The following is a 20,640-nucleotide window of genomic DNA, read 5'->3' on the forward strand; positions in this document are numbered from 1 at the left end:
CCACAAACAAATGGTCAACGCCCATTTCCTTAAAGCTGATGCCGCTGTCCTTTTTCTCCTCAATATCCTTCAAAACGCTTTTTAGCTTACCGTCCAGGTTGTTCCGGCGGATCTCCAGCCCTTTAAGCATCTTTTTAGAGATGTCGCCACCGAGTTCCCTAACCGTATCCAAATCCCGCTCGATACAATCCAGTTCATTCTGAAAAATTTGTTTTTGTATCTCCGGGGACTGCGGGATCTTACCGAACTGGTCGTGCGTCAATATGATGCAGTCCCAGTTATTGTTTTTAATCTCGTGCAAAATCCTGGTGCGCTGTGCCGGTGTAAAGTCATCCTGCCCCGGTGCCAGCACTTTGGCGGATGGGTACGCCTTGCGGTAGGTTTCCGCGATCTGGTCCACATTGGCTTTCAGGGCAATGATCATGGGCTTATGCACGATGCCCAACCGTTTCATTTCCTGCGCGGCAACAATCATGGTCAGCGTTTTACCCAAGCCTACCTCGTGGTCTACCAGCGCGCCCCGGTTCTGGATGATGCGCCAGGCGGCATTCTTTTGGGAAGAATACAGATCCTCAATGCCCAGTGCTTTTTTATCCAGGCCCGGAAAGCTCAGGTGGCTACCGTCAAATTCGCGAAGTACATAACAATTGTAAGTATCGTTATATAGACGCTCCAACTGCTTTTTATCACTGTCCGGCAACTCCTTTAACCAGTCGATAAAACCGCCGCGCATGCCCTCGATCTTTTGGTGCGCCAACTGGATGGCTTCGTTATCGGGCAGGCGGATGGTCTTGCCGCTGCCTGTGGATACTTCATAGGTAAAAAAAGGCGTGGTATTTTCCAGCGCGTGTTCCATCAGTGTATAACCGTAGGTTGTGCGCCCGCTTTTTGGTGTGACCGCAAATTCCCGCGACACCTTCAGGTTCATGCCGGTACTTACCTTAAAGGCATCCAGTGAGGGAAAATAATTTACACTGGCCGGCTGCTCGAATAAATGCGTCGCGAAACGGTCATAATACTTCGTCGGTATCCAGCGCTCGCCCAGGTTGAAATCCAGCAGTTCAAAGGGGATGCGTTCGGGCTGCACTTTTTCCAGCGCCTGCAAGCTGCGCAAAAACTGCGGGTTGTTCGGGTGCTGGGTATGCTCCCGCATCGCGTCGCGCAGCTTCGCCACTACATTACCGCTCAGGAATTCATCCGCTGTCTCCCAGGCATTGCTCACAGGGTCGAGATAAATATGGTTGCCAAGGGTATTGATAACCTCCTGCTTTTCAAGCTTCATCGCTGCACCGATGAAATCAAGGTCTACCTTGCCGGTATCGTTCAGGCTGTGCGCCAGCGCTTCTATCGGGTCTTCGGTCGTAAAGCGCTCCTTAGTATGCTGCACCGAACCGGTCAGGATATCGGACTTTACAAAGCGTTCGCCTTCTTTACGTTCCAGCGAGGAAAGGGTAATGAGCCCAAAAGCGGTATCTTCCAATATGCGCCTGCGGTTATCGGCGGCATTCAGCAATCCATACCGCGTGGTAAAAGCATCATAGCTGCTGTTTAGCGCTTGTCGTGCTTTCGAATTAATTTCTTTTCCTGCAATTTCTTTACCTGACAACTCCAGGTAGCTGTCGCGTAAAGCGGTATACCTTTCATAAAAGGCAACATTGCTCTGCGTAACGAGTGGCTGGAAAACCGCATGCTTAAATTCATCGTCCGGCTGGGCTATGGTGCCCACTTTGCCGGAATGCACCACAAGGGTGCCTTCTTTATAAAAAGGTTGCAGTGCGCTAAAAGGGGTAATTTCCTGTCGTTTCAGGCTAAACAGTCCTTCGATTGTACGGTCGCCCTCATACCTGAAGGTATGGCTGTACTGCTGAAGCTGGTTGGAAAGGCTTTTCAATTCATGGCCAAGCAGCCGTGCATCCATCCAGTTAGCAGATAAGCCATCTATTTCCTTTACATTGGAATACAGCTTGTATAAAAACCGGTTTGTCTTATGCTGTTTTGCAGCCAGTAAGACTACATTTTCATGCAGCGGGTTATCCGTTGTCCTGATGGTGCTGATGATTCGGGCACTGTTCTTTTGCACTACACCTTCATCCATCGGGTTTACATACGCCAAAGCCCTGTTGATGCTCTCGGCGGGCGCGGTATCAAAAAGTCCAAGCTGTATGGGTACTGTGGGTGCCTGGCTCTCGGGCATCGGCAGGTAGGTCAGTTTGGGTGCTGCTGCTTGCGGGACCGCTACTTTTGTTTCCTGCGTTTTTTCAAAACGGTCTCTTTTTAGTCGCAGTCCAAACTGGTAGTTCAGGCTGTCCTTTAGTTCCTGAGCAATGTCCCCGATAGGGCCATTTTGCCAGACTACCTCTGTAGCACGCCCATACTGGTTCGTACCCGCAGAACGCTCATTGCCCATGATAATCTCATGGTCGTGCGTCGAGATATAATAATTGGATGGATACTTGCCATATTCATTTTCCCTGTTTTGTACAACAAGCAGGTGTCCTTCCTCAAAACTTAGTTTTTCTTTGGCAGTATTCTTTTGTACAACCAAGAGATGGTTGGGTGCTTCAGTGTTACCGGTATCCTTCATCAGGTTATCGGGCATTACTGCAAGGCCTACAAAATCCGCCCGTTCAAATAGATATTTTCGCGCCGCCTCGTTCGACGGACCATTTAAAAAGGCATCAGTGGTAATGTAGGCCATCAGCCCGCCGTCTGCCAGTTTATCCAGCCCTTTGGCAAAAAAGTAGTTGTGTATTTTACCGGATAAGTCCTTATTAGGGTAGGCTTCATCGTAAACTGAAAAGTTCCCAAATGGAATATTGCTCACTACCAAGTCAAAGCTGCCATTTTCTTTTGTCGGTGTTTCTTCAAGGCCGGATATATGGGTGTCCGTTCTAACGGGTAGTGTACTATTAATGGCCAACAACACCAGCCCCGAAAGCTTGTCCTTTTCAACCGCTGTTATGTGTTCAAGGGACGGGAATGCCTTTACTGCCTCACTGATAAATACGCCCGAACCCGCCGATGGCTCGTACAGGCGCTTTGGTTGTATACCCTGCTCTCTGAGCACGGAATACAAAGTCTGCGGTACGACTTCAGGGGTATAAAAGGCCGTCAGGACACTGTTACGCAATGAGCCAATGATTTCTTTATACTGGCTATCATTGTAGTTTTCTTTCAGTAGTTCATGCAGCTGCATCATACTGCCATGCAGCTTCAGGTCTTCTTTGGTCGCTCCGTTGGCCGTCCAGTCCTCAGCCGGGCCGTAAGGGTACAGTATGGCCTTAATACCCCCAAAACCGGCATACGCCTGAAGGCTGCCCAGATCCTCAGCGGATACCGGGTTGCCTTTCTGATACTCCAGTGCGATTTTGATCGCACGGATGTTGCCGTTTAGTTTATGGGAGACATTATAAGCCATAGCTGCACATTTTCAATCGTTCACATTTCTTCAGCTTACAGCAGGTAATCGTGTACCTGCGCGATAATAGCATACCGCAGATGGCGGTCATCTTGGGTTTCCTCTGAGAATCCGAACGCCTCGAAGGCGTCCTGGCAGGCTTCAATAAGGTTCACCACCTCATAGGTTAGTACGCCATCTTCCTGTAGCCGCTTAAAATCATCCGGGAATTCTTCCTCGATTACAGAGCGGATATACAGGAATTTTGAGGGCTTCAGTTCTGCGGTCATCGCGCTTAGGCAGAGTTCCTCAATGACATACTGCGGCTTGCCTTCTGCAAGCAGCGCTTCTATCATGGGGATAATGCCGTTTACTTTTTCTTCGAGGTACTTAGTGACTGAATACTCCTCCTGGAGGTTCAGCATCAGGTCGGGATTGTTATGGACAATAAATGCCCATAACTTTTCTTTTAGTTTTTCTACCATGATAATTTTTTAAGAGATACCGAAGAAGGACTGGATCACGGTGGCAACCACCACAAGGAAAATACAGCTGCCGAACCAGGCGGCAGCGACCTTGCCGGTGTCCTGGTCACCCGCATTCCATTTCTGGTAGACCTTGACCGCACCGATCAGCCCGAGTATCGCGCCTACGGCGTACATCAGGTTGGTGCCCGCCGCGAAATAGCTGCGGACTTTGGTGTTGGCTTCGTTGATGCCCTCAATGCCATCCTGCGCGAATGCGCTGTTTGAGATGGCTACAATGGCTATAGCTGTAAAGGCCATAGCGATCCCCTTCAGGGGAAACTTTCTCGTTTTCCTGCTCGACGTTTTCATAACTCACACGTTTAAAAGTTTGTAAAAAAGAATTTTTGTAGATAAAAAAGCGGAGGGCTTCGCCGTCGCATTGCCCACTCATCCTGTTCACCATTGCCTACGCACCGGGCCGGACAGGGAAGCACGCTCCGCTTCGGGCTGTTATTTTGTGTCCCATAAAAGGTCCACCTCGTTTTCAGTGAGGGTAACAGCGCCATATTTTTCACACTCCGATACGATCAGCTCATTTACCGAGGAGCGTAACGGGGAGTTTTTCACATTGGGGTATTCAGCCAGTACCAGTTGCAGGTATTGCCTGAATTCCTGCGGGTCGGCTTTCTTTTGGGAGGCATCAGCAATTACCGTATTCAGCCGGCCAATGAGGTGCTCCACTTCTGCAAACTCATCATCGCCTTCGGCTTTGGTATAATTTTCATTGGGATGATTGGATTCGGCGATACCAAATTGGTCGGAACCATTTTTTAGGGCTGCCTGCAATTGCGGTTTCCGTCTGCCGGAAAGCAATTCTTTAAGGTCACTGGTGTAATACCGCAGCCCTACATAGCTGTAATAAATGCCTGCTGTAATGGCGGCCCCTGCAAAGTAGTCCGCCCATGAAATGTTAGTAAACATATGCGCTCATTTTTATCGTTTTACAATCGACCCAGGCTACTGTATGCCGGGCTGTTTATTTAGTTTCTGAGAGCAAAGTAACGTTGTAGAGAAAGGCGGGTAAATTTCAACTTTTTGTTGAAACCCAAGTTGAAACCCTGAAATCCACACGTATTAATTAACAACTTGAAATAAAATAACCATTCATACAGGCTAGCTTTAAATAGTGTTGTGAGGATATTCTTAGCACAAAGCTTCCGCAATCCGCTAAACAAATAATTCACGCAAATTTTTAATTCTTTATGCCCGTTGATTATGAATTGCTTATAAAAAAGTATCATAAATTTTATGAGGCCTATGTATAACAAGGCTATTATTTATCTAAAAATCGTTAGTTTTATATACCCTTAAACCCTATCCATGTCCTTTTTAAGAACTATATATCTGATTTTTGACACCGACCGCCAGGAACATATGAATAAGTTTGAAGAGATAATAAATGGTAATTATCCGTCAACAATCATTAATAAATTTACCGGGCTAAATGAGCCTTTAGTGTCATTACATAATCAAATGATTATGGCCCCGGAATATATCTTTATCGAGGATCATTTTATGACAGATATGTCATACAGTATCTTAAGGAAAATATGTAGGTTGGAAAAAGTTGGTGAAACCCATATCATAATATTTGGGAGATCAGTTGATGAGCTTGACCGCGCTAAAGCAAAAAACTGCAAAGTCAGCTTTTTAAGAATAGATGATTATAATAGTTTGGACTTACAGCAAATTAAAGAGTCTTTAAAGCAAAATTTTAGCCGATCTATATAATAAAATGCTCATATACGTTTTATATTATATCGACAATTAGGGATTCAGGCCTGGAAATGATGTGGTTTATCTGTTGCGCAAAAGAAAAATCTTACTGAAAGAGATTAGACCAGCTGGCTTGGATTATTTCTTATGAGATGTGGTTAGGGTTGCGCATCGTCAGGTAACAATTTAACAAATGTTTTGGGTCAGGATAAAGCTAAGGTACAGGTTTGCTTCTAATTGTTACATATAATCCCGACTACATCAGGCTGTTCATCGATTTTCCTGAACATTTAATATGCCGGACGTTTCAATTGGTTAATTTAGCCGGGCATCTAATTAAACAATTGTTAAAATGAGCGAAGCCGGGAAAATCGATCTTATCCTGAAGGAACTATATGAATCTCATAGGGGTGTACTCTGTTCTTTAAAGTACATTATCTCGCGCGCCCAAATCGATATAAGGTCCCTACAAAATATGACAATTAAGGCGAATCGGCTCAATAGGGCTAAGCTAATCCGCGTTGTTCTCATGGAGGACGACCTGCTTGTCATGTTGACACCTGAAGGAAAATTTTTTTGTGAACGATCCTCCTATGCATACCCGGGTTTTCCTATCATTACCCATAAGCAAAGATGAAGCCCGCAGGAGCAGCGGGCTAAAAATAGATTGCATGGTTCACTTCTCTTACCTGTGTTGTTTTTGTATTACCCATCCATTATCCGATAAGGCAAAATAAGCCTCTTTTTTGTCCGGTTTCCCCAGTTCCTTTTTTACCAGTACCGCAAAAGGCGAGATGTTTTTATAAACCGTCGTGTATTCGACGATAGCTGTATTATTGCTTTTGTCAGGGATAATGGCGGTTATTTCACCCATATCTTCGTCTGCAAGCCTGACCTTTTGGATCTTATATTTACGGTCCTCCTCAGGGGTAGGCAACAAATAGGGCTTTGCCTTCTATGTAAATTCAATTATAGGTTTCGATCCTATCTCGCCTAATTTAAGAGTCTTGTGTATGATAACCCATCCTTTTTGATCCAGGTCTTCGCTGTATAGTTTTGTCACGTGGTCCGGGTCCCCACAAAAAATTTCATGGCCATACACGTGTGGGTAGCCCTTTTCCTTTTTGATAAGTGCTAAAGCTTCTTCGCGTGATAATTCGTTTCTTCCGCAGCCGCATACTAATAGCTCGGCAATTAAAAAAATTGATAAATTTTTCATGATAACTGTTGTTATAATTAATACTCCCTTATTTTCCTGATGATACGCTCCAGGGTTTCAATCGCAATGGCCTTATCCCGTTCTTCTGCTACATAGGACTGGGTACGCATCCCCTTATAAGATAAGTTTTCGCTATGGGGTGTAGACAAGTGAGGTACAATGGTCTTGAAGACTTCGCTCAATGACCTTGCAACCAGTATGCGCAGGTCGTCAGCGGCACGAAGGATCAGGCCCGCCTGGTCGGAAGAAAGTTTAACCAGCACTTTTTGCAAAACCCTGGTATTTTTGCTTTCGGGTACACTATTACCGGGTAGTTCCTGCAAAGGCCCGGCCGGCAAGTTTGGCTTTTTTTCGAGGTACGCGATTTCTTCACTAAACCAGTCGTTCAGTACTTTTCCAAGGCTATGGTAATTGGGGTTGAGCACCATACCGGGTTTAGGCTGTATATGGCGGAATGCCTTTTGGTAAAGCAATAAGGTATCCCGTTTTTCCTCGGCCCCCTCAATATTGCTAATCTTCTGCATGATCTTCCTGATGAGCAGCTTTATAAATGCCTTGCTGTTATAGTTAAGGTAAATAAGCAACTGTTCTACAGGGGTAAACAGGGCTTCGGGTTCTATGCCCCAACGCACCTCGTCCAGACGGCGCAATAATTCCTCTTTATAACGTACATCCCTGTAGCGTACCTTAAAGGGTATGGGCATGCCCGAGGCGGCAAAGCGGTACAGCCTTTTGAACAGCACACCGGCTGCCATTTCTTCCGGATGGTAAAGTATCTTTTGCTCCACCTTACCCAGCCTTGCGACAAGCTCTTTACGCTGCCGGCAAAGCGACACCAACGGGACCCGCTGTTCCGGGCTGTGGTGCTCGGGAAAGTAATCATTGATGAAGGCAACCATTTTTTCTAAGGCCATGATATAAGTGTTGCATAAGCCCTCTACAATCTTTGTCCTGCATCCCTGCTGTTCTGATTTGTACAGTGTTTCATCCAGCAGCTGGGTAAGGCTCAGGTGGTAGCGTTGTACCAGCATCCGTATCTCTTTCTCCCGGCCCAGGGCAAAGGCCTGCGTCTTTAACAGCAGTTGCAGGCTGGATATTTCTTCGTCAAGTTGCTGCTCAAACCCTTTTATATTGTTTGCCTTTTTTTCGCCAACCTGCCCGGAAAGGAATGTATCAGCGAGCAATTCCAGCCCCCTTAAAGGGTAATCATAATTATTAGCCGCCGGACCGGCTTGAAGAGGTTCATTTTGTTGTGTATCCATGTCAATAATAATTTGGCATGACCACCACAATAAAAAGCCCAATGCCAGAAACACGGTTTTTCCGATTTGTTAAACTCGTTGAAAATGAATATTATATCGCTATGATGCACAAAGGGCTCAATTGAGGTTTTGGGGAAATCAGTTTTACCCCTGGGGAAATCAACACTAAAATTGGGGAATTCAGCACTTTCCAGGCTAGCCCGGAGTAGAGGCTTTCTTCTTTATACAGGCCACGGACGGGATTTAGTACACCACTGTAGCCAATTCTGTTCCATTTATCGGTCCATCCACAACCTGAAGGGGGCCACGCGGTCTTCACTGATGATGTGAAGCCGCTCGTGCTCAGTAGGGATTTTTGCACCCGAAGCATATAGTGCAGGCTCAGGAAACAGTTCAAGGGTTTTATTCTTGCCGGGCCTGTAAAATTTACAGGCATTAAAATTTACGATCATCTGGCGGTTGATGCGGAAGAATAGCCTTTTATCCAGCATCCCCTCAAGTGTTTTCAGGGGGATGTCCAGCCGGTAACTATCATTTATGGACGGCATTTCGGTAGTGCGCATAAAGACAGCACCCCCTAAAATAAAGAAATAGGCAGCAGTGTCAAGCTTCACGGGAATGGAGCGTGTTGGGGTGTCTACAATAAGTACTTCCCTGGCCGGGTTTATGGATACACCCTTTTCTCCATTCTCCCCCGTGGTAATATCCGGTTCACGGCTATCCCTGAGCAGGTAGGAATTGATACCGAAATAGTACACGTTCAGCACCAGGAGCATCAAGAGGATGATCGTATAGTCTTCACTCAGGTAGGTGGTCTTTAAGATGTTTATATTGTATATCGCAAAGAAGCCCGCAGCCAAAAGGAAAGCCCCGAAAGCCGGCACAAAAAATCCAAAGACGGATTGCCATAGCAGCCGCAATATGGCATGGTGTTTCCAGTCCAGCTTTTTATCCAGGCGTACCGTTACAAAATGGATATATGTGGTTAAAAGTATAGCGATCACGAAGCTTCCCGCCATGCCAATCCAGTATGAACCGGTAAATACCGCCTCAAAAAAGGTATCCGGCTCATTATACATCACCAGAATGTGGGAAGCGACCAGGGCGAGCGCGATCCTGAAATATTTGTCGTTGTAGCGGACAGGTGCCATATATTCCTCCTGCTTATCTTTTTCTAAATCCTGCGTTGCAACAAGTATATCAAAATAGTGTAACTTTTGGAAGCGTCATATAACTAAAGGTTAATGAAAATTGATATTTAAGGCTGAATCGGCGATATTAGGGTTTACATAAAACTAACTGCCATGACAAAACAACCATTTACACCCGATGGGGTGAAGCTTAAGACAACGGAGCTCTACGCCCTGAGCGACCAAAATTTACAGGTACAGTCGGATTTGATCGCGACCCAGTTCCCTACATGGATGAGGGATAACTTTTCCCTTACGACACAGCAGGATGATTATCTTTCTGCTATGGACCAGGAGTATGTGGATTTCCTTGCTGATGAAACATCCGGCGCGATTGGTAAAAAACTTCCGATCATTCTCGTTGGCCCTGTTAATCCACCGACCCAAGGAACCGGCAGTAAACGGATCGATACCAAAAGCACGTCCAGGAAAGTGGTCGATGCAGGGGTAGTTAAAGCGACTACTGGGGAACTGACCATCGAGATAAGCTATCCCGAATAACTGGAAGTGTACTAATCGTATAAACCCTGCTATAAAAACGGCAGGGTTTATTCGTATACAGTGACTTAGAAATATTGATGCCACAATTGCCCCAATTCTGAGGCTCTGCAAAGCAGAAATCCTTACATTTGTACCGAACCTTTATGTAGCCCCCCGTTAGTTTTTCGGGGTTTCGGGGGGCTTTTTTCAAGAAACATCTACATCAGCTATATTGTTTACTGCCCTCTCAGGGCAGTTTTTATTTATCCTCCTTTTTATTTTACCGATACTTTGGAACCGCGAGCCAAAACGGTTAGTAACTGCACTCATTAATATTGACCTGATTTTACATTTATGGATAAAAAGTGTAAATTAGGGCTAATAAAATGCCAGATCTTAAAAATTACACTGATTTTGAATTAGCTTCCTTGCTTAAAAAGGGCGATGAGCGTGCTTTTGCTGAAATCTATCGGCGCTATAAATCGAAATTGATCGGCGCGGCCCTAAGGTTGCTAAAATCGCCGGAACTTACCGAAGAACTTGTTCAAAACCTATTCCTTAAAATATGGGAACAGCGGGAAAAGATCGACCCGGAACAGGCACTAAACGCCTACCTCTACAAAATTGCGCATAACCTGGCCTGCGACACATTCCGCAAAGCAGCCAGGGATAAAAAGCTCTTTGGGCAGCTACTCCTAGCTACAAGCAGTTCCTATGATCACATAGAAAAACATATTTTTGCGAAAGAAAACCAGGCTGCCTTAAATCAAGCAATCAGCCTCCTGCCTCCGCAACAGCAGAAAGTATTTACCCTTTGTAAACTTGAAGACAAAAGCTATGAAGAAGCGGGACGGATACTGAACATAGGTACCGGTACGGTCAATAACCACATGTACCGCGCTAATGTGTTCCTTAAGGAATATTTCGCGGGAAAGCCGGGTAAGCCAATTGCTTTTAGCTTATTGCTATATATGATAGCCGACAGCATCCATTAAGCGGAGGCGATAAGATGGGCGCAAGCTTAGCGGGAATTAGCGCCTCTATACAGGCCATCACCAGTAACGCCAAAAACAAGGTGCCCCGAAGATGTTTCGTTACCCCCAATTTTAGCCTTATATTCTACAATATGCCACTCGGGCGTTGAATCCTTTTCACTGGTAATGTCATATGATATTACATGATGTCCCCTGTTGGCCTCATACGATTTTACCTCAGAATCTATAATGTTCGCATTTTTACCGGAGCATGAAGAAAACAGGACTGCCGATACAACAAAAGCAATAGTTTTCATACATAATATTTTCATACAAAAATATTATACGGAATAATTTCGTCCTACATATTTTTTGTTAAAGAAACGTTAAAAATGCTAAGTGATTAAACAGGCTTTAGCATATCGGCTCTTTATGTTCGTTGGACGTTTAAATGCTACCGTTTATCGATTTTGTTTCTGACGCCCGTAGAATAAAAGTACATTTGTAAGACAAGAGCTTCGAACCCTCTTTTAGTGATTACCTTTAGCCCCTTTATTTAAGGGGCTTTTTTATTATAAATTATGATGGACTGTAAATTTTAGTGCCTATAAAAAACATAAAGTAATTTTACACTTTTCAGACAAGTAGGCTTTATTCAAAAAAGAGAAAGCAAAGCCAATTTGCTACAAATGGTATTTTAATAATATTACGTGAATACACAACTTACTGAAGCTGTGTATTCACAGTACCGATTAACAAAAATATTGTTCTCGGCTGTGAGTTTTTTAAATGGGAAGCGTATTACCATAAAAACAACACTTGGAACGCAAAGAAGACATCCACATCCTTTTTGAAAAATACCTTGAAAATAAAGTCAGCGAGGAAGAATTAAGGCAATTGCTTTATCATTTTAATGTAGCTGAGGATAAGGCTATCCTGACCGGTCTAATAATGGATGAGATGGCTAAAGAAGTGATAATCTCAGGCCAGGATGAAACCATTCAGTCTATCGCTGATAACATTGAACGAAAGATTTTCCCCGTTCACCAGCCTGTCCGCAAATTAAGACGCCTGCCATCTATATGGGCCGCCGCTGCAATACTGTTATTTGCGGTAAGCGTAACAGCCTATTTATACATCTCAAAAAGTAAAAGCGATAATGAGCAAATTGGCAGGATAAAAAATGATGCCCTTCCGGGAGGCAGCAGAGCCATACTGATACTTGCAAACGGGCAAAAGATAGACCTTACCAAAGCAAAAAACGGAACTTTAGCAAGCCAGGCAGGCAGTGTGATCAGTAAAAATGCTTCAGGCCAGATTGGTTATACAGCCTCCAAAAACAATAGCACAGTAGTAAATTATAATATTATCCAGACTCCTAAAGGAGGCGAATACCAGGTGGTATTGCCTGATGGTACAAAAGTCTGGCTTAATGCAGCCTCATCACTAAAATATCCCACATCGTTTACTTCCCTTAAAGACCGCAATGTTGAGCTGACCGGCGAAGCTTACTTTGAGGTTGCCCACAACAAACAGCAACCTTTCCATGTAAAGACAGCATTACAGAGCGTAGAGGTATTGGGTACACACTTTAATATCATGGCGTATCCCGATGAGCAAACCATTACCACAACATTACTCGAAGGCGCTGTAAAGGTCAGCAAAGAGGGAAACTTTAAACTTCTGAAGCCGGGGCAGGAAGCCTTGGTAGAAGAAGATATAAAAATACGTGATGCCGATGTTGATGCAGCCGTTGCCTGGAAGAATGGACGGACCTACTTTAAAGATGCGAATATCCCAACGATGATGCGCTCACTTTCGAGATGGTATAACATTGAAGTTATATATCGTGGTGAAATCCATAACGAATTGTTTACCGGGGGAATTTCCCGCAAGTCCAACCTTTCCAGCCTTTTAAAAATATTGTCATCCGGCGGCATACATGCTACGATTGAAGACCATAAACTTATTGTGACGCCTTAATCCAAATTGCTAACTTATAAACAGAAAATGCCTATGCGTAAATAAAGATCAGTTTTAGTTAATGCCTTAAAGGCCGGGGTTGCTTCCAACGATCCTGGCCTACAAAAGGGCTTCACCGGCAAGCCGGTTCAAATTCTTCTAACAATTAAATTATTAACCCTAACAAGAAAATACATGACAATTCATCTTATTGCTTAAGCGGAATATAAAGGACAATTTTTAAAAGCTTTTTAGCGTTAATCCCTCCCTTGTCCGCTTCGCATCTAAAACGCAATCACTTCTATTTAAATTCTAAACTACAAATTGTGGCTGAGCATTGCTATGCCCTCTACCCAGTATTAATTATTTACCACAACAACAATTAAAAATTAATTATGTCATTACAACCATTAACCGCTGCAGGTGTAACCGCCAAAACAACCGAATTATACGCTTTATCAAATAGCCTTTTAGCCGCCCAGGCTGATGCCGTGCAATCCGATTTTGCAACATGGATCAAAGGCAACTTTACACTTTCTACCCCGCAAAGCGATTTTTTAACAGGGATGAACGCCACTGCACTTAAATATTATGGTGCGCAATGTTCAGTTGCATTTAGGTCACGGCTGACAATTAGCTTATCCACGCCAACCCCTGTAGGTTCCCATAAATTTGTTGGATCTGTTAATACGCTGGAGGTATCTACTGACAGTGCCGGTACCCTTCAAACAACAGGCTCCCTTACATTTAAGATAGAATACCTTGTTTAATTTATATTTTATTTACAATTCCTAAATACGGGCTGTGAGTTTTTCCTTTTACAATCGTACTACAAGTAATAGCCGATCTGCGGCATAACGATTAAAAAAGGGAAAATGCCTATGGGTAAATAAAAGAGCAAATATCAGATTGCTAACATAAAAGGGCCGGAGAGTGCTTCCAACACTCTACCGGCCTTATGTCAGGCAAGTTACCGGCTGGGCCGGTGCAAATCCTTCTAACGATTTAACTATTAACCCTAACAAGACAAAAGTATGCAAATTTTTACGCTCTCTTATAGGAGGCGGCTTATTAAAACACTATTGGTTATGAAGCTTATTACCCTTCTTATCATTTTGGCCTGTTTTAAAGTGTCTGCTTCCGTCTATGCACAAACTATTACCCTTAAAGAAAAAAATGCCCCGCTGACTAAAGTATTCAAGCAGATCGAGCAGCAAAGTGGCTACAGCTTTTTCTACAAAAATGAGATGCTAAAGCAAATGCAAAAAGTCAGCATTACCGTTCAAAATGCTTCCCTAACAGATGTATTAGAAAAATGCTTCAGCAACCAGACGCTGACTTATGAGGTCATCGACAATACGATCATTGTCAAGACAAAAGAAAAGCCAGTAGTGCAAAAGGTTAAAATCTTATTCACCAGTCCAATACTTATTAAAGGACGTGTAACAGATACCGCAGGGCGTGCCCTGCCGGGCGCGCTAATTAAGGTTAAAGGAACCGATAAAGCTGTTACAGCAAATGATGATGGCGAATTTGAGATCACTGGAGTTGACGAAAAAGCGATATTGGTGATCACATATGTGGGATATATTACTACTGAAGTCCCGGTAAATGAGAATACGGCACTCGCTATAATGTTGCAGCCTGATATTGCGCTGCTAAACGTAGTAAAAATTGTTTCAACCGGATACCAGAGTATCCCAAAAGAGCGGGCAACGGGTAGCTTTGCGCAACCTACCAAACAAATTTATGATGTGAGGGTAGCACCCGACGTGATCAGTAAATTATCAGGGATAACAAGCGGATTGGTCTTTAACGCGAATACCACAAATACGCTGTCAGGAAAAACAGATATAAACATTCGCGGGCAATCCACGATTTTCGCCAATTCCCAGCCCTTGATCGTAGTCGATAACTTTGCCTACAGTGGCGATATTAGCAGTATTAATCCCAATGATGTGGAGGATGTCACAATTTTAAAAGATGCGGCAGCCGCATCAATTTGGGGGGTACGTGCCGGGAACGGTGTCATTGTCATCCGCACAAAACGTGGTAGCAGGAATAAAGCCCCGCAAATCAGCTTTAACGCGAATATAACAGTAGCTCAAAAGCCGGACTTGAAATATGATCCGAATTATATTGCATCAACAGATTTTATTGAAGTAGAAAAATTCCTGTTTACAAAAGGGAAATATGACGGCTTTTTAAACAATCCATATACCGCAGTTTCACCAGTAGTAGAACTATTGGCCGCCAAGCGGGCCGGACAAATTGGCCAAAATGAGGCTGATCTTCAGATTGGAGCCTTAGCAAATAATGATGTACGGGATGATATATCAAAATATTTCTATAAGAAAGCTGTAAACCAACAATATGCATTAGCAATTTCTGGTGGCAGCGACAAGTCATCTTACTATTTTTCTACAGGTTATGATAAGAGTCTACAGAATCTCAAAAATAATAGTTCGGACAGGCTTACCATAAACTCGCGAAATACTTTTTACATGCTCAAAGGGCTGGAATTAACCGCTGACATAAATTACATCAAAAGCTCGCGGAGGCAGGATAATATTGTTACCCAACTTATAACCGGAGGAAATTACAGTGCAATCTATCCCTACGCCAAATTTGCAGACACCCAAGGCAACCCTTTATCCATTGTAAAGCAATACAAAAAATCTTTCGTAGATGCAGCGCCGGCCAGCGGGTACCTTGACTGGTCATTCTACCCGCTAAAAGAACTGGGGCTGCAGGACAACACAGTGCAGTACTCGGACATTCGCCTGAGCCCGTCCTTAAAATATAACATTATTAAAGGGCTTAATGCAGAAGTAAAGTATCAGTATGAAAATTACAGTACTGATACCCGTAACCTGCAGGGACAGGAAACATTTTACACGCGCAACCTAATCAACCAGTATGCTGAGTTTACAGACAACAGGGTTACGGGCTACAATATCCCTTTAGGCGGCATCCTGTTCCAGGGGAATACAAGGATGGCTTCTTACAACATCAGGGGCCAGGTAAATTATTCGGCAAGCTGGGCAAAACACGAACTATCAATTCTTGCTGGTTACGAGCAGAGCCAGGCTGTAACAAGTGGATCATCCTCTATTTTGTATGGATATAATGATGATACGGGCAGCTTTACAAATGTAAACTTTGCAACCAACTATCCGCAAAATCCGCTGGGGAATTATGGGCCCGTGTCCAATAGCGCAGGGACGAGCCGGATAACCGACCGTGTCCGGTCTAAATTTGCAAATGCGGCTTATACGTATAACCGCCGATATACAATTTCCGCCAGTGGGAGGATCGACGGATCAAACTATTTCGGGGTTGACGCCAATTTAAAAAGTGTGCCTTTATGGTCGGTGGGTGCTAAATGGAATATTGCTGAAGAAGGTTTTTACCACCTGGCATGGCTGCCAACATTGCAATTGCGCACGTCTTACGGCTACAATGGCAACCTAAACAGGTCTATCGCAGGCGTTACAACCTTTCGCTCCGCCTCAAATAGCTCTTGGACCAATTTCCCCTATGCGACGGTTTCAAATTTCGGCAATCCAGACCTTACATGGGAGAAGTCAGCAATTACGAATATCGGTGTTGATTTTGGGACGAAGGCGGGCAGGCTCTCAGGGAGCCTTGAATATTTTTCGCGCAAGGGCACTAACCTGATCGGCGATAAATCTATGGCGCCAAGTTCAGGCCTAACTGTTTTTCGCGGCAATTACGCAGACATGGTCGCAAAAGGATTTGATATACAATTGACTTCAAAGAACCTCGATGGCCCGGTCAAGTGGTCAACAACACTGCTGGGCAGCCACGCCGTGGAAAGAGTAAGCCGTTACGATGCGCCAATATTAGCAGCCCTGGCAGTAAACGCAAACGGGACAGGCAATTCTATAAGCCCCTTTCAGGGGTACCCGGTTTATAGTATCTGGAGCTATAAGTGGGCTGGGCTTGATCCTGCCAATGGTGATCCGCAAGGGTACGACGCAAACGGAAATATAAGTAAGGATTACGCAATACTGACCAGCCCGGACTCTTTAAAAAGGTTGGTATACAGCGGCTCTGCCCGTCCCACATATTTTGGTGGTATCAGCAATACCTTTTCATACCGCAACTTTACCCTTAGCGTCAACGTCTCTTATAAGTTTGGCTACTATTTCCGCCGGGGCTCAATAAGTTACACCACTTTATTTAACAACTGGACAGGCCAGAATAAGGAGATCGCCCAGCGGTGGCAATCTCCGGGCGATGAAAAAATCACCAATGTCCCGTCTATGGTATATCCCGGGGATTATAATCGCGATGCTTTTTATAATTTCTCTAAAGTTACGGTTGAAAAAGCCGACCACATACGTCTACAGGATATCAGCCTAAGTTATGAGCTATCCAAGCAGAAGATCCACAAGCTGCCTTTCGAGCACATCTCCATATACGGCTACGCAAACAACCTGGCCATATTGTGGCGCGCAAATAAATTGGGCCTTGATCCGGATTATCCCACCGGCTATCCCACGCCAAAGACGTTTGCACTCGGCATTAAAGGAAGTTTTTAATTATGAATCAAAGAGTATGAAAACTATATATATAAAACACATAAAAAATTTATCCTTAGCCTTGGGGTTCCTAAGCCTTTTTTGTCTTGCCTCCTGCAAAAAAGACTGGCTTGACGCGAAACCGGACCAGGCATTGATTGTTCCGGGTACGGTGCAAGATTACCAAGCGCTACTTGATAATAATACCGACACCTATTTATTTAATACGACCCAGCCCGCACTATGCGAGACGATGAGTGATGACTATTTCGTATCGAAGGCGTCGTGGCAAAGCTTTGGCCTTGTACAGGACCGGAATGCCTATGTTTGGGCCAGGGAAATTTACGAGGGTGAAAACAGCTTTGACTGGGATTATTGCTATAAAAGGATATTACACGCTAATGTAATCCTCGACGGTATCGAAAAGGTTGCAAAAAACGATGCCAATACTGCTTCATGGAATAATGTAAAGGGTTCAGCCCTGTTTTACCGGAGCTTCGACTTTTTTAACCTTGCACAGGAATTTTGCAAAACCTATGATAAGTCCACTGCGGCCACGGACTTAGGTATCGTGCTAAAGTTATCTTCCAATTTAAATGATAAGGCATCCAGGTCAACCGTAGCACAAACCTATAGCCAGGTCATAAATGACCTTCTAATGGCAGCAAAGCTGCTGCCTGTAATGCAGCGCTTTCCCAGCCGGCCTTCTTCGGTTGCCGCATATGGGCTCCTGGCGCGGGTATACCTGATAATGGGCGATTATGAGAACGCAAAATTATATGCGGAGAAGTCTCTGGGACTTTACGGGGAGCTTATAGATTATAATACCTTAAGCCTTACCGATGAGCCCGCGCTGCCACGGTTCAATAAGGAAGTTACCTTTTACAGTTTTCTCAATATATTCGATTCCAGTAATTGTTATTCGCCTTACGTAAATATAGATTCTACCCTCTATAATACATATAGTAGCAACGATCTGCGTAAGGCGATTTATTTCAAGGACGTGTCGGGGGTTATTACCTATAAGGGTGGTTATTATAACGATTATAGTTATTCGGGTGGCTTACAAACCGATGAGATGTACCTGATATCTGCTGAGTGTAATGCCCGCCTGGGCGCTCTACCAGAAGCTTTAAAATCCTTAAATACCCTGCTTAATACCAGGTGGGTTACCGGGACATTTACGCCTTATACCGCTACCAGCGCTGATGCACTACTGCCGCAAATCCTGCTAGAGCGCCGAAAGGAATTAATTTTCAGGAGCCTGAGATGGCCTGACCTAAGAAGGCTTAATAAAGAGCCGCGGTTTGCAAAGACCCTGACCCGAAACCTGGATGGGGTTATTTACACACTTCCCCCCAACGATCTGCGCTATGTGCTCCCGATACCGGAAAATGAAATTAAATTAAGTGGCATTGAACAAAATCCAAGATAATGAAGACAACATATAATTCTATAAAACTGTTTTTTTTGCTGATATCCATTTCATTTTGCAGGCAATCACTCGCCGCACAGCGATTGGTTTCACCAGACAGCGTTATCCTGACGGGCACCATTAATAAAAAATTCGCCGGGGATTCTGCCCTGCTAATTGTCCACGGCCAATTCTATCTTCAAACTGCACCTTTACAATTTGCACAAAACACGCTCAAGGCCGCTATTGGAAGTGACGGGGAGTTTGCCTTTAAGATCGGCAGCCCAAATTCCCCCTTCCACATATCGGTGGCCTTCCCTGATGATTTTGACAAGTCAGGAGAACTCAAAAATCCCCTGCACATTGCCAATTATCTTGTTGAACCGGGCAACAACATCCAGATCAGGCAAAAAAACGACAGCCTGTTTTTTTCGGGGACTGGAGCCGCGCTGTTTGATACGCAGTACAGATTGCAGCGACTGACACAAAATCAGATAAAAGGCGATACATTGTTTGGATATAATGAAAACCCACAGCGATGGCTACAAATACAGGATGCCCACCTCGATGAAATCATAGGAACCCTTGAAAAATCGAAAGTACTATTATCTCCGCTATCTTACAGGATTATCAAGGCTGACTATGTTGGTGATAACAGGCAATGGGTTTTTGAAATAATGCAGTTCACGGGATTTAATCATAGAACGCCGACTGGAAAGAATAACAAGATTGTTTTTGAGGACCTAAGAAACCGTACAGACCTTATCTCAAAAGACAGCCTGGAGGCTTTATCTCCAAAATATGTCTATTTCCTTTATACCCGGTTAGTCACTCAGGGTATGTACGCCTGGGCGGAACAGCATGACGGGGCTAACGGGTTGGATGTAAATCTATTTGGCGTTATGAAAAACGGCTATGATGGCCTTGTAAGGGATAAGCTGCTTTATTTTTGGCTTTATAAACGAAGGGCGAATAACGAGCTAAGGCCATTCTATATAGATAGTGCCTTGTCCATAGTTAAAACACCTTATTTCAGAGATTTGATAATTAATGAGAATAAGGCTTTTGAGAAGGGTAAGCCTGTAATAGATTTTGATTTTAGTGACAAAAAAGATAAAAGCTGGAATTTGAATGATTTCAAAGGGAAGGTAGTACTTCTTGATCTGTGGTTTTCCGGATGTTCGGGTTGCGTGGCAGTGGCAAAAGGGCTTCCTAATGTGGAGCATGCCCTCAAAGGCCGAAGTGATATTGCCTTTGTCAGCCTTTCGATAGACAAAAATAGGAGCCAATGGCTGCAAAGCGTCTCGAAGAATCCTACAGGCCAGCACTATACCCATTATACAACCCCGTCTACTATATACTTATATACCAATGGTTCAGGTACAAATAATAAATTTATAAAAACATACGTACCAGCTAATGGCTATCCGCAGCTTCTGATCATTGATAAAGATGGTGCCATCTATAACACCAATCCCTCGAAACCTTGGGACAGGCCAGGGGAAGAAAACCTTATCGCAGAACTTCGCGAGGCGCTTAATAAGTAATTTTCGGTAAAATAAAATGCAGGTAGCAACGCTACCTGCATTTATTCCTTTACGACCCAAGATAATTGCCATTTTGGATGGTACCCTGCACGGCATCTGCCGCAGGATTGGCACCATCGGCGGGAGTACTGGATTGCGACCAAACCGATTTACAAATATTGGTTGTACTCGTACCGCAATTTGATGGCGAAGCCCTGTAAATATAGTCAGTGCGGTTGTTTGTTGTAGTGTGAGCTACATGTACAAAGGTGTAATCCGCGAAAGCACCATTATTTTCTTTGGGTGCATCGGCTTTTGCAGTTGTGAACGCGCTGCCCACAGCAAACACAACGGCTACTGCAAGCATGATCTGAAATCTTTTCATAAGATAAAATAATTGGAAAATATTGCCTACTCTGTAAGGTT

18 protein-coding genes are annotated in these 20,640 nt (G+C 44.2%); 8 read left to right on the forward strand and 10 right to left on the reverse strand.

Annotation, left to right across the window (positions count from 1 at the left end; all coding sequences use genetic code 11):
- The 4 genes from RG47T_RS26625 to RG47T_RS05495 form a co-directional block, all read right to left on the reverse strand.
- A partial coding sequence (locus RG47T_RS26625; protein WP_253187497.1) for a helicase-like domain-containing protein occupies window positions 1-3,418 on the reverse strand: 3,418 nt, incomplete at its 3' end.
- A 35-nt stretch (window positions 3,419-3,453) separates the two neighbouring features.
- Entirely contained in the window at window positions 3,454-3,882 is a 429-nt protein-coding gene (locus RG47T_RS05485; RefSeq protein WP_074488488.1) for a hypothetical protein, read from the reverse strand.
- A 9-nt stretch (window positions 3,883-3,891) separates the two neighbouring features.
- Window positions 3,892-4,182, reverse strand: coding sequence for a DUF4134 domain-containing protein (locus tag RG47T_RS05490; protein ID WP_394365245.1), 291 nt, complete (start codon window positions 4,180-4,182; stop codon window positions 3,892-3,894).
- Window positions 4,183-4,374: 192 nt separating this feature from the next.
- Window positions 4,375-4,845, reverse strand: coding sequence for a hypothetical protein (locus RG47T_RS05495; RefSeq protein WP_074488490.1), 471 nt, complete (start codon window positions 4,843-4,845; stop codon window positions 4,375-4,377).
- 453 nt (window positions 4,846-5,298) lie between these two features.
- Between RG47T_RS05495 and RG47T_RS05500 the strand changes: the two genes are divergently transcribed.
- Entirely contained in the window at window positions 5,299-5,655 is a 357-nt protein-coding gene (locus tag RG47T_RS05500; protein ID WP_139235655.1) for a response regulator, read from the forward strand.
- 670 nt (window positions 5,656-6,325) lie between these two features.
- Here the strand turns inward: RG47T_RS05500 and RG47T_RS05510 are convergent.
- The 4 genes from RG47T_RS05510 to RG47T_RS05525 form a co-directional block, all read right to left on the reverse strand.
- Entirely contained in the window at window positions 6,326-6,580 is a 255-nt protein-coding gene (locus RG47T_RS05510) for a hypothetical protein (protein WP_074488493.1), read from the reverse strand.
- 15 nt (window positions 6,581-6,595) lie between these two features.
- On the reverse strand, window positions 6,596-6,859 hold the full coding sequence (locus RG47T_RS05515) for a hypothetical protein (protein ID WP_074488494.1): 264 nt from the start codon (window positions 6,857-6,859) through the stop codon (window positions 6,596-6,598).
- Between the two features lie 17 nt (window positions 6,860-6,876).
- The gene (locus RG47T_RS05520) at window positions 6,877-8,121 is read right to left on the reverse strand and encodes a hypothetical protein (protein WP_074488495.1); all 1,245 of its coding nucleotides are present in this window, start codon (window positions 8,119-8,121) and stop codon (window positions 6,877-6,879) included.
- A gap of 275 nt (window positions 8,122-8,396) precedes the next feature.
- Entirely contained in the window at window positions 8,397-9,200 is an 804-nt protein-coding gene (locus RG47T_RS05525; RefSeq protein WP_171972479.1) for a LytTR family DNA-binding domain-containing protein, read from the reverse strand.
- A gap of 225 nt (window positions 9,201-9,425) precedes the next feature.
- On the opposite strand from RG47T_RS05525, the gene RG47T_RS05530 reads away from it, so the two are divergent.
- Both RG47T_RS05530 and RG47T_RS05535 read left to right on the forward strand, forming a co-directional pair.
- Entirely contained in the window at window positions 9,426-9,812 is a 387-nt protein-coding gene (locus tag RG47T_RS05530) for a hypothetical protein (protein WP_074488497.1), read from the forward strand.
- Between the two features lie 365 nt (window positions 9,813-10,177).
- Complete coding sequence (locus tag RG47T_RS05535; RefSeq protein ID WP_074488498.1) at window positions 10,178-10,786, forward strand: RNA polymerase sigma factor; 609 nt, start codon at window positions 10,178-10,180, stop codon at window positions 10,784-10,786.
- Window positions 10,787-10,812: 26 nt separating this feature from the next.
- Here RG47T_RS05535 and RG47T_RS05540 read toward each other — a convergent pair whose 3' ends face one another.
- Entirely contained in the window at window positions 10,813-11,082 is a 270-nt protein-coding gene (locus tag RG47T_RS05540) for a hypothetical protein (protein ID WP_074488499.1), read from the reverse strand.
- Between the two features lie 502 nt (window positions 11,083-11,584).
- Here RG47T_RS05540 and RG47T_RS05545 point away from each other — a divergent pair.
- The 5 genes from RG47T_RS05545 (at window position 11,585) to RG47T_RS05565 (ending at window position 20,235) form a co-directional block, all read left to right on the forward strand.
- Window positions 11,585-12,748, forward strand: a complete 1,164-nt coding sequence (locus RG47T_RS05545) for a FecR family protein (RefSeq protein ID WP_074488500.1) — start codon at window positions 11,585-11,587, stop codon at window positions 12,746-12,748.
- Between the two features lie 374 nt (window positions 12,749-13,122).
- Entirely contained in the window at window positions 13,123-13,497 is a 375-nt protein-coding gene (locus RG47T_RS05550) for a hypothetical protein (RefSeq protein ID WP_074488501.1), read from the forward strand.
- Window positions 13,498-13,815: 318 nt separating this feature from the next.
- Window positions 13,816-17,295, forward strand: coding sequence for a SusC/RagA family TonB-linked outer membrane protein (locus RG47T_RS05555; protein WP_171972480.1), 3,480 nt, complete (start codon window positions 13,816-13,818; stop codon window positions 17,293-17,295).
- A gap of 16 nt (window positions 17,296-17,311) precedes the next feature.
- The gene (locus RG47T_RS05560; RefSeq protein ID WP_083627306.1) at window positions 17,312-18,709 is read left to right on the forward strand and encodes a RagB/SusD family nutrient uptake outer membrane protein; all 1,398 of its coding nucleotides are present in this window, start codon (window positions 17,312-17,314) and stop codon (window positions 18,707-18,709) included.
- The gene (locus RG47T_RS05565; protein ID WP_074488502.1) at window positions 18,709-20,235 is read left to right on the forward strand and encodes a TlpA family protein disulfide reductase; all 1,527 of its coding nucleotides are present in this window, start codon (window positions 18,709-18,711) and stop codon (window positions 20,233-20,235) included. The genes RG47T_RS05560 and RG47T_RS05565 overlap by 1 nt, the downstream gene beginning before the upstream one ends.
- Before the next feature lie 49 nt (window positions 20,236-20,284).
- Here the strand turns inward: RG47T_RS05565 and RG47T_RS05570 are convergent, their stop codons facing one another.
- Window positions 20,285-20,599: a DUF6520 family protein gene (locus tag RG47T_RS05570; RefSeq protein WP_074488503.1), complete on the reverse strand. Its 315-nt coding sequence runs from the start codon at window positions 20,597-20,599 to the stop codon at window positions 20,285-20,287.
- Window positions 20,600-20,640: the final 41 nt, after the last annotated feature.

Origin of the sequence: Mucilaginibacter polytrichastri (assembly GCF_001911425.1) — a bacterium.
Classification (GTDB): domain Bacteria; phylum Bacteroidota; class Bacteroidia; order Sphingobacteriales; family Sphingobacteriaceae; genus Mucilaginibacter; species Mucilaginibacter polytrichastri.

Bases quoted from the DNA above. Each gene is read 5' to 3' on its own strand.
- RG47T_RS05485 (WP_074488488.1), bottom strand. From the start codon at position 3,882: ATGGTAGAAAAACTAAAAGAAAAGTTATGGGCATTTATTGTCCATAAC.
- RG47T_RS05490 (WP_394365245.1), bottom strand. From the start codon at position 4,182: ATGGCCTTTACAGCTATAGCCATTGTAGCCATCTCAAACAGCGCATTC.
- RG47T_RS05495 (WP_074488490.1), bottom strand. From the start codon at position 4,845: ATGTTTACTAACATTTCATGGGCGGACTACTTTGCAGGGGCCGCCATT.
- RG47T_RS05500 (WP_139235655.1), top strand. From the start codon at position 5,299: ATGAATAAGTTTGAAGAGATAATAAATGGTAATTATCCGTCAACAATC.
- RG47T_RS05515 (WP_074488494.1), bottom strand. From the start codon at position 6,859: ATGAAAAATTTATCAATTTTTTTAATTGCCGAGCTATTAGTATGCGGC.
- RG47T_RS05520 (WP_074488495.1), bottom strand. From the start codon at position 8,121: ATGGATACACAACAAAATGAACCTCTTCAAGCCGGTCCGGCGGCTAAT.
- RG47T_RS05525 (WP_171972479.1), bottom strand. From the start codon at position 9,200: ATGTATAATGAGCCGGATACCTTTTTTGAGGCGGTATTTACCGGTTCA.
- RG47T_RS05530 (WP_074488497.1), top strand. From the start codon at position 9,426: ATGACAAAACAACCATTTACACCCGATGGGGTGAAGCTTAAGACAACG.
- RG47T_RS05535 (WP_074488498.1), top strand. From the start codon at position 10,178: ATGCCAGATCTTAAAAATTACACTGATTTTGAATTAGCTTCCTTGCTT.
- RG47T_RS05540 (WP_074488499.1), bottom strand. From the start codon at position 11,082: ATGAAAACTATTGCTTTTGTTGTATCGGCAGTCCTGTTTTCTTCATGC.
- RG47T_RS05550 (WP_074488501.1), top strand. From the start codon at position 13,123: ATGTCATTACAACCATTAACCGCTGCAGGTGTAACCGCCAAAACAACC.
- RG47T_RS05555 (WP_171972480.1), top strand. From the start codon at position 13,816: ATGAAGCTTATTACCCTTCTTATCATTTTGGCCTGTTTTAAAGTGTCT.
- RG47T_RS05560 (WP_083627306.1), top strand. From the start codon at position 17,312: ATGAAAACTATATATATAAAACACATAAAAAATTTATCCTTAGCCTTG.
- RG47T_RS05565 (WP_074488502.1), top strand. From the start codon at position 18,709: ATGAAGACAACATATAATTCTATAAAACTGTTTTTTTTGCTGATATCC.
- RG47T_RS05570 (WP_074488503.1), bottom strand. From the start codon at position 20,599: ATGAAAAGATTTCAGATCATGCTTGCAGTAGCCGTTGTGTTTGCTGTG.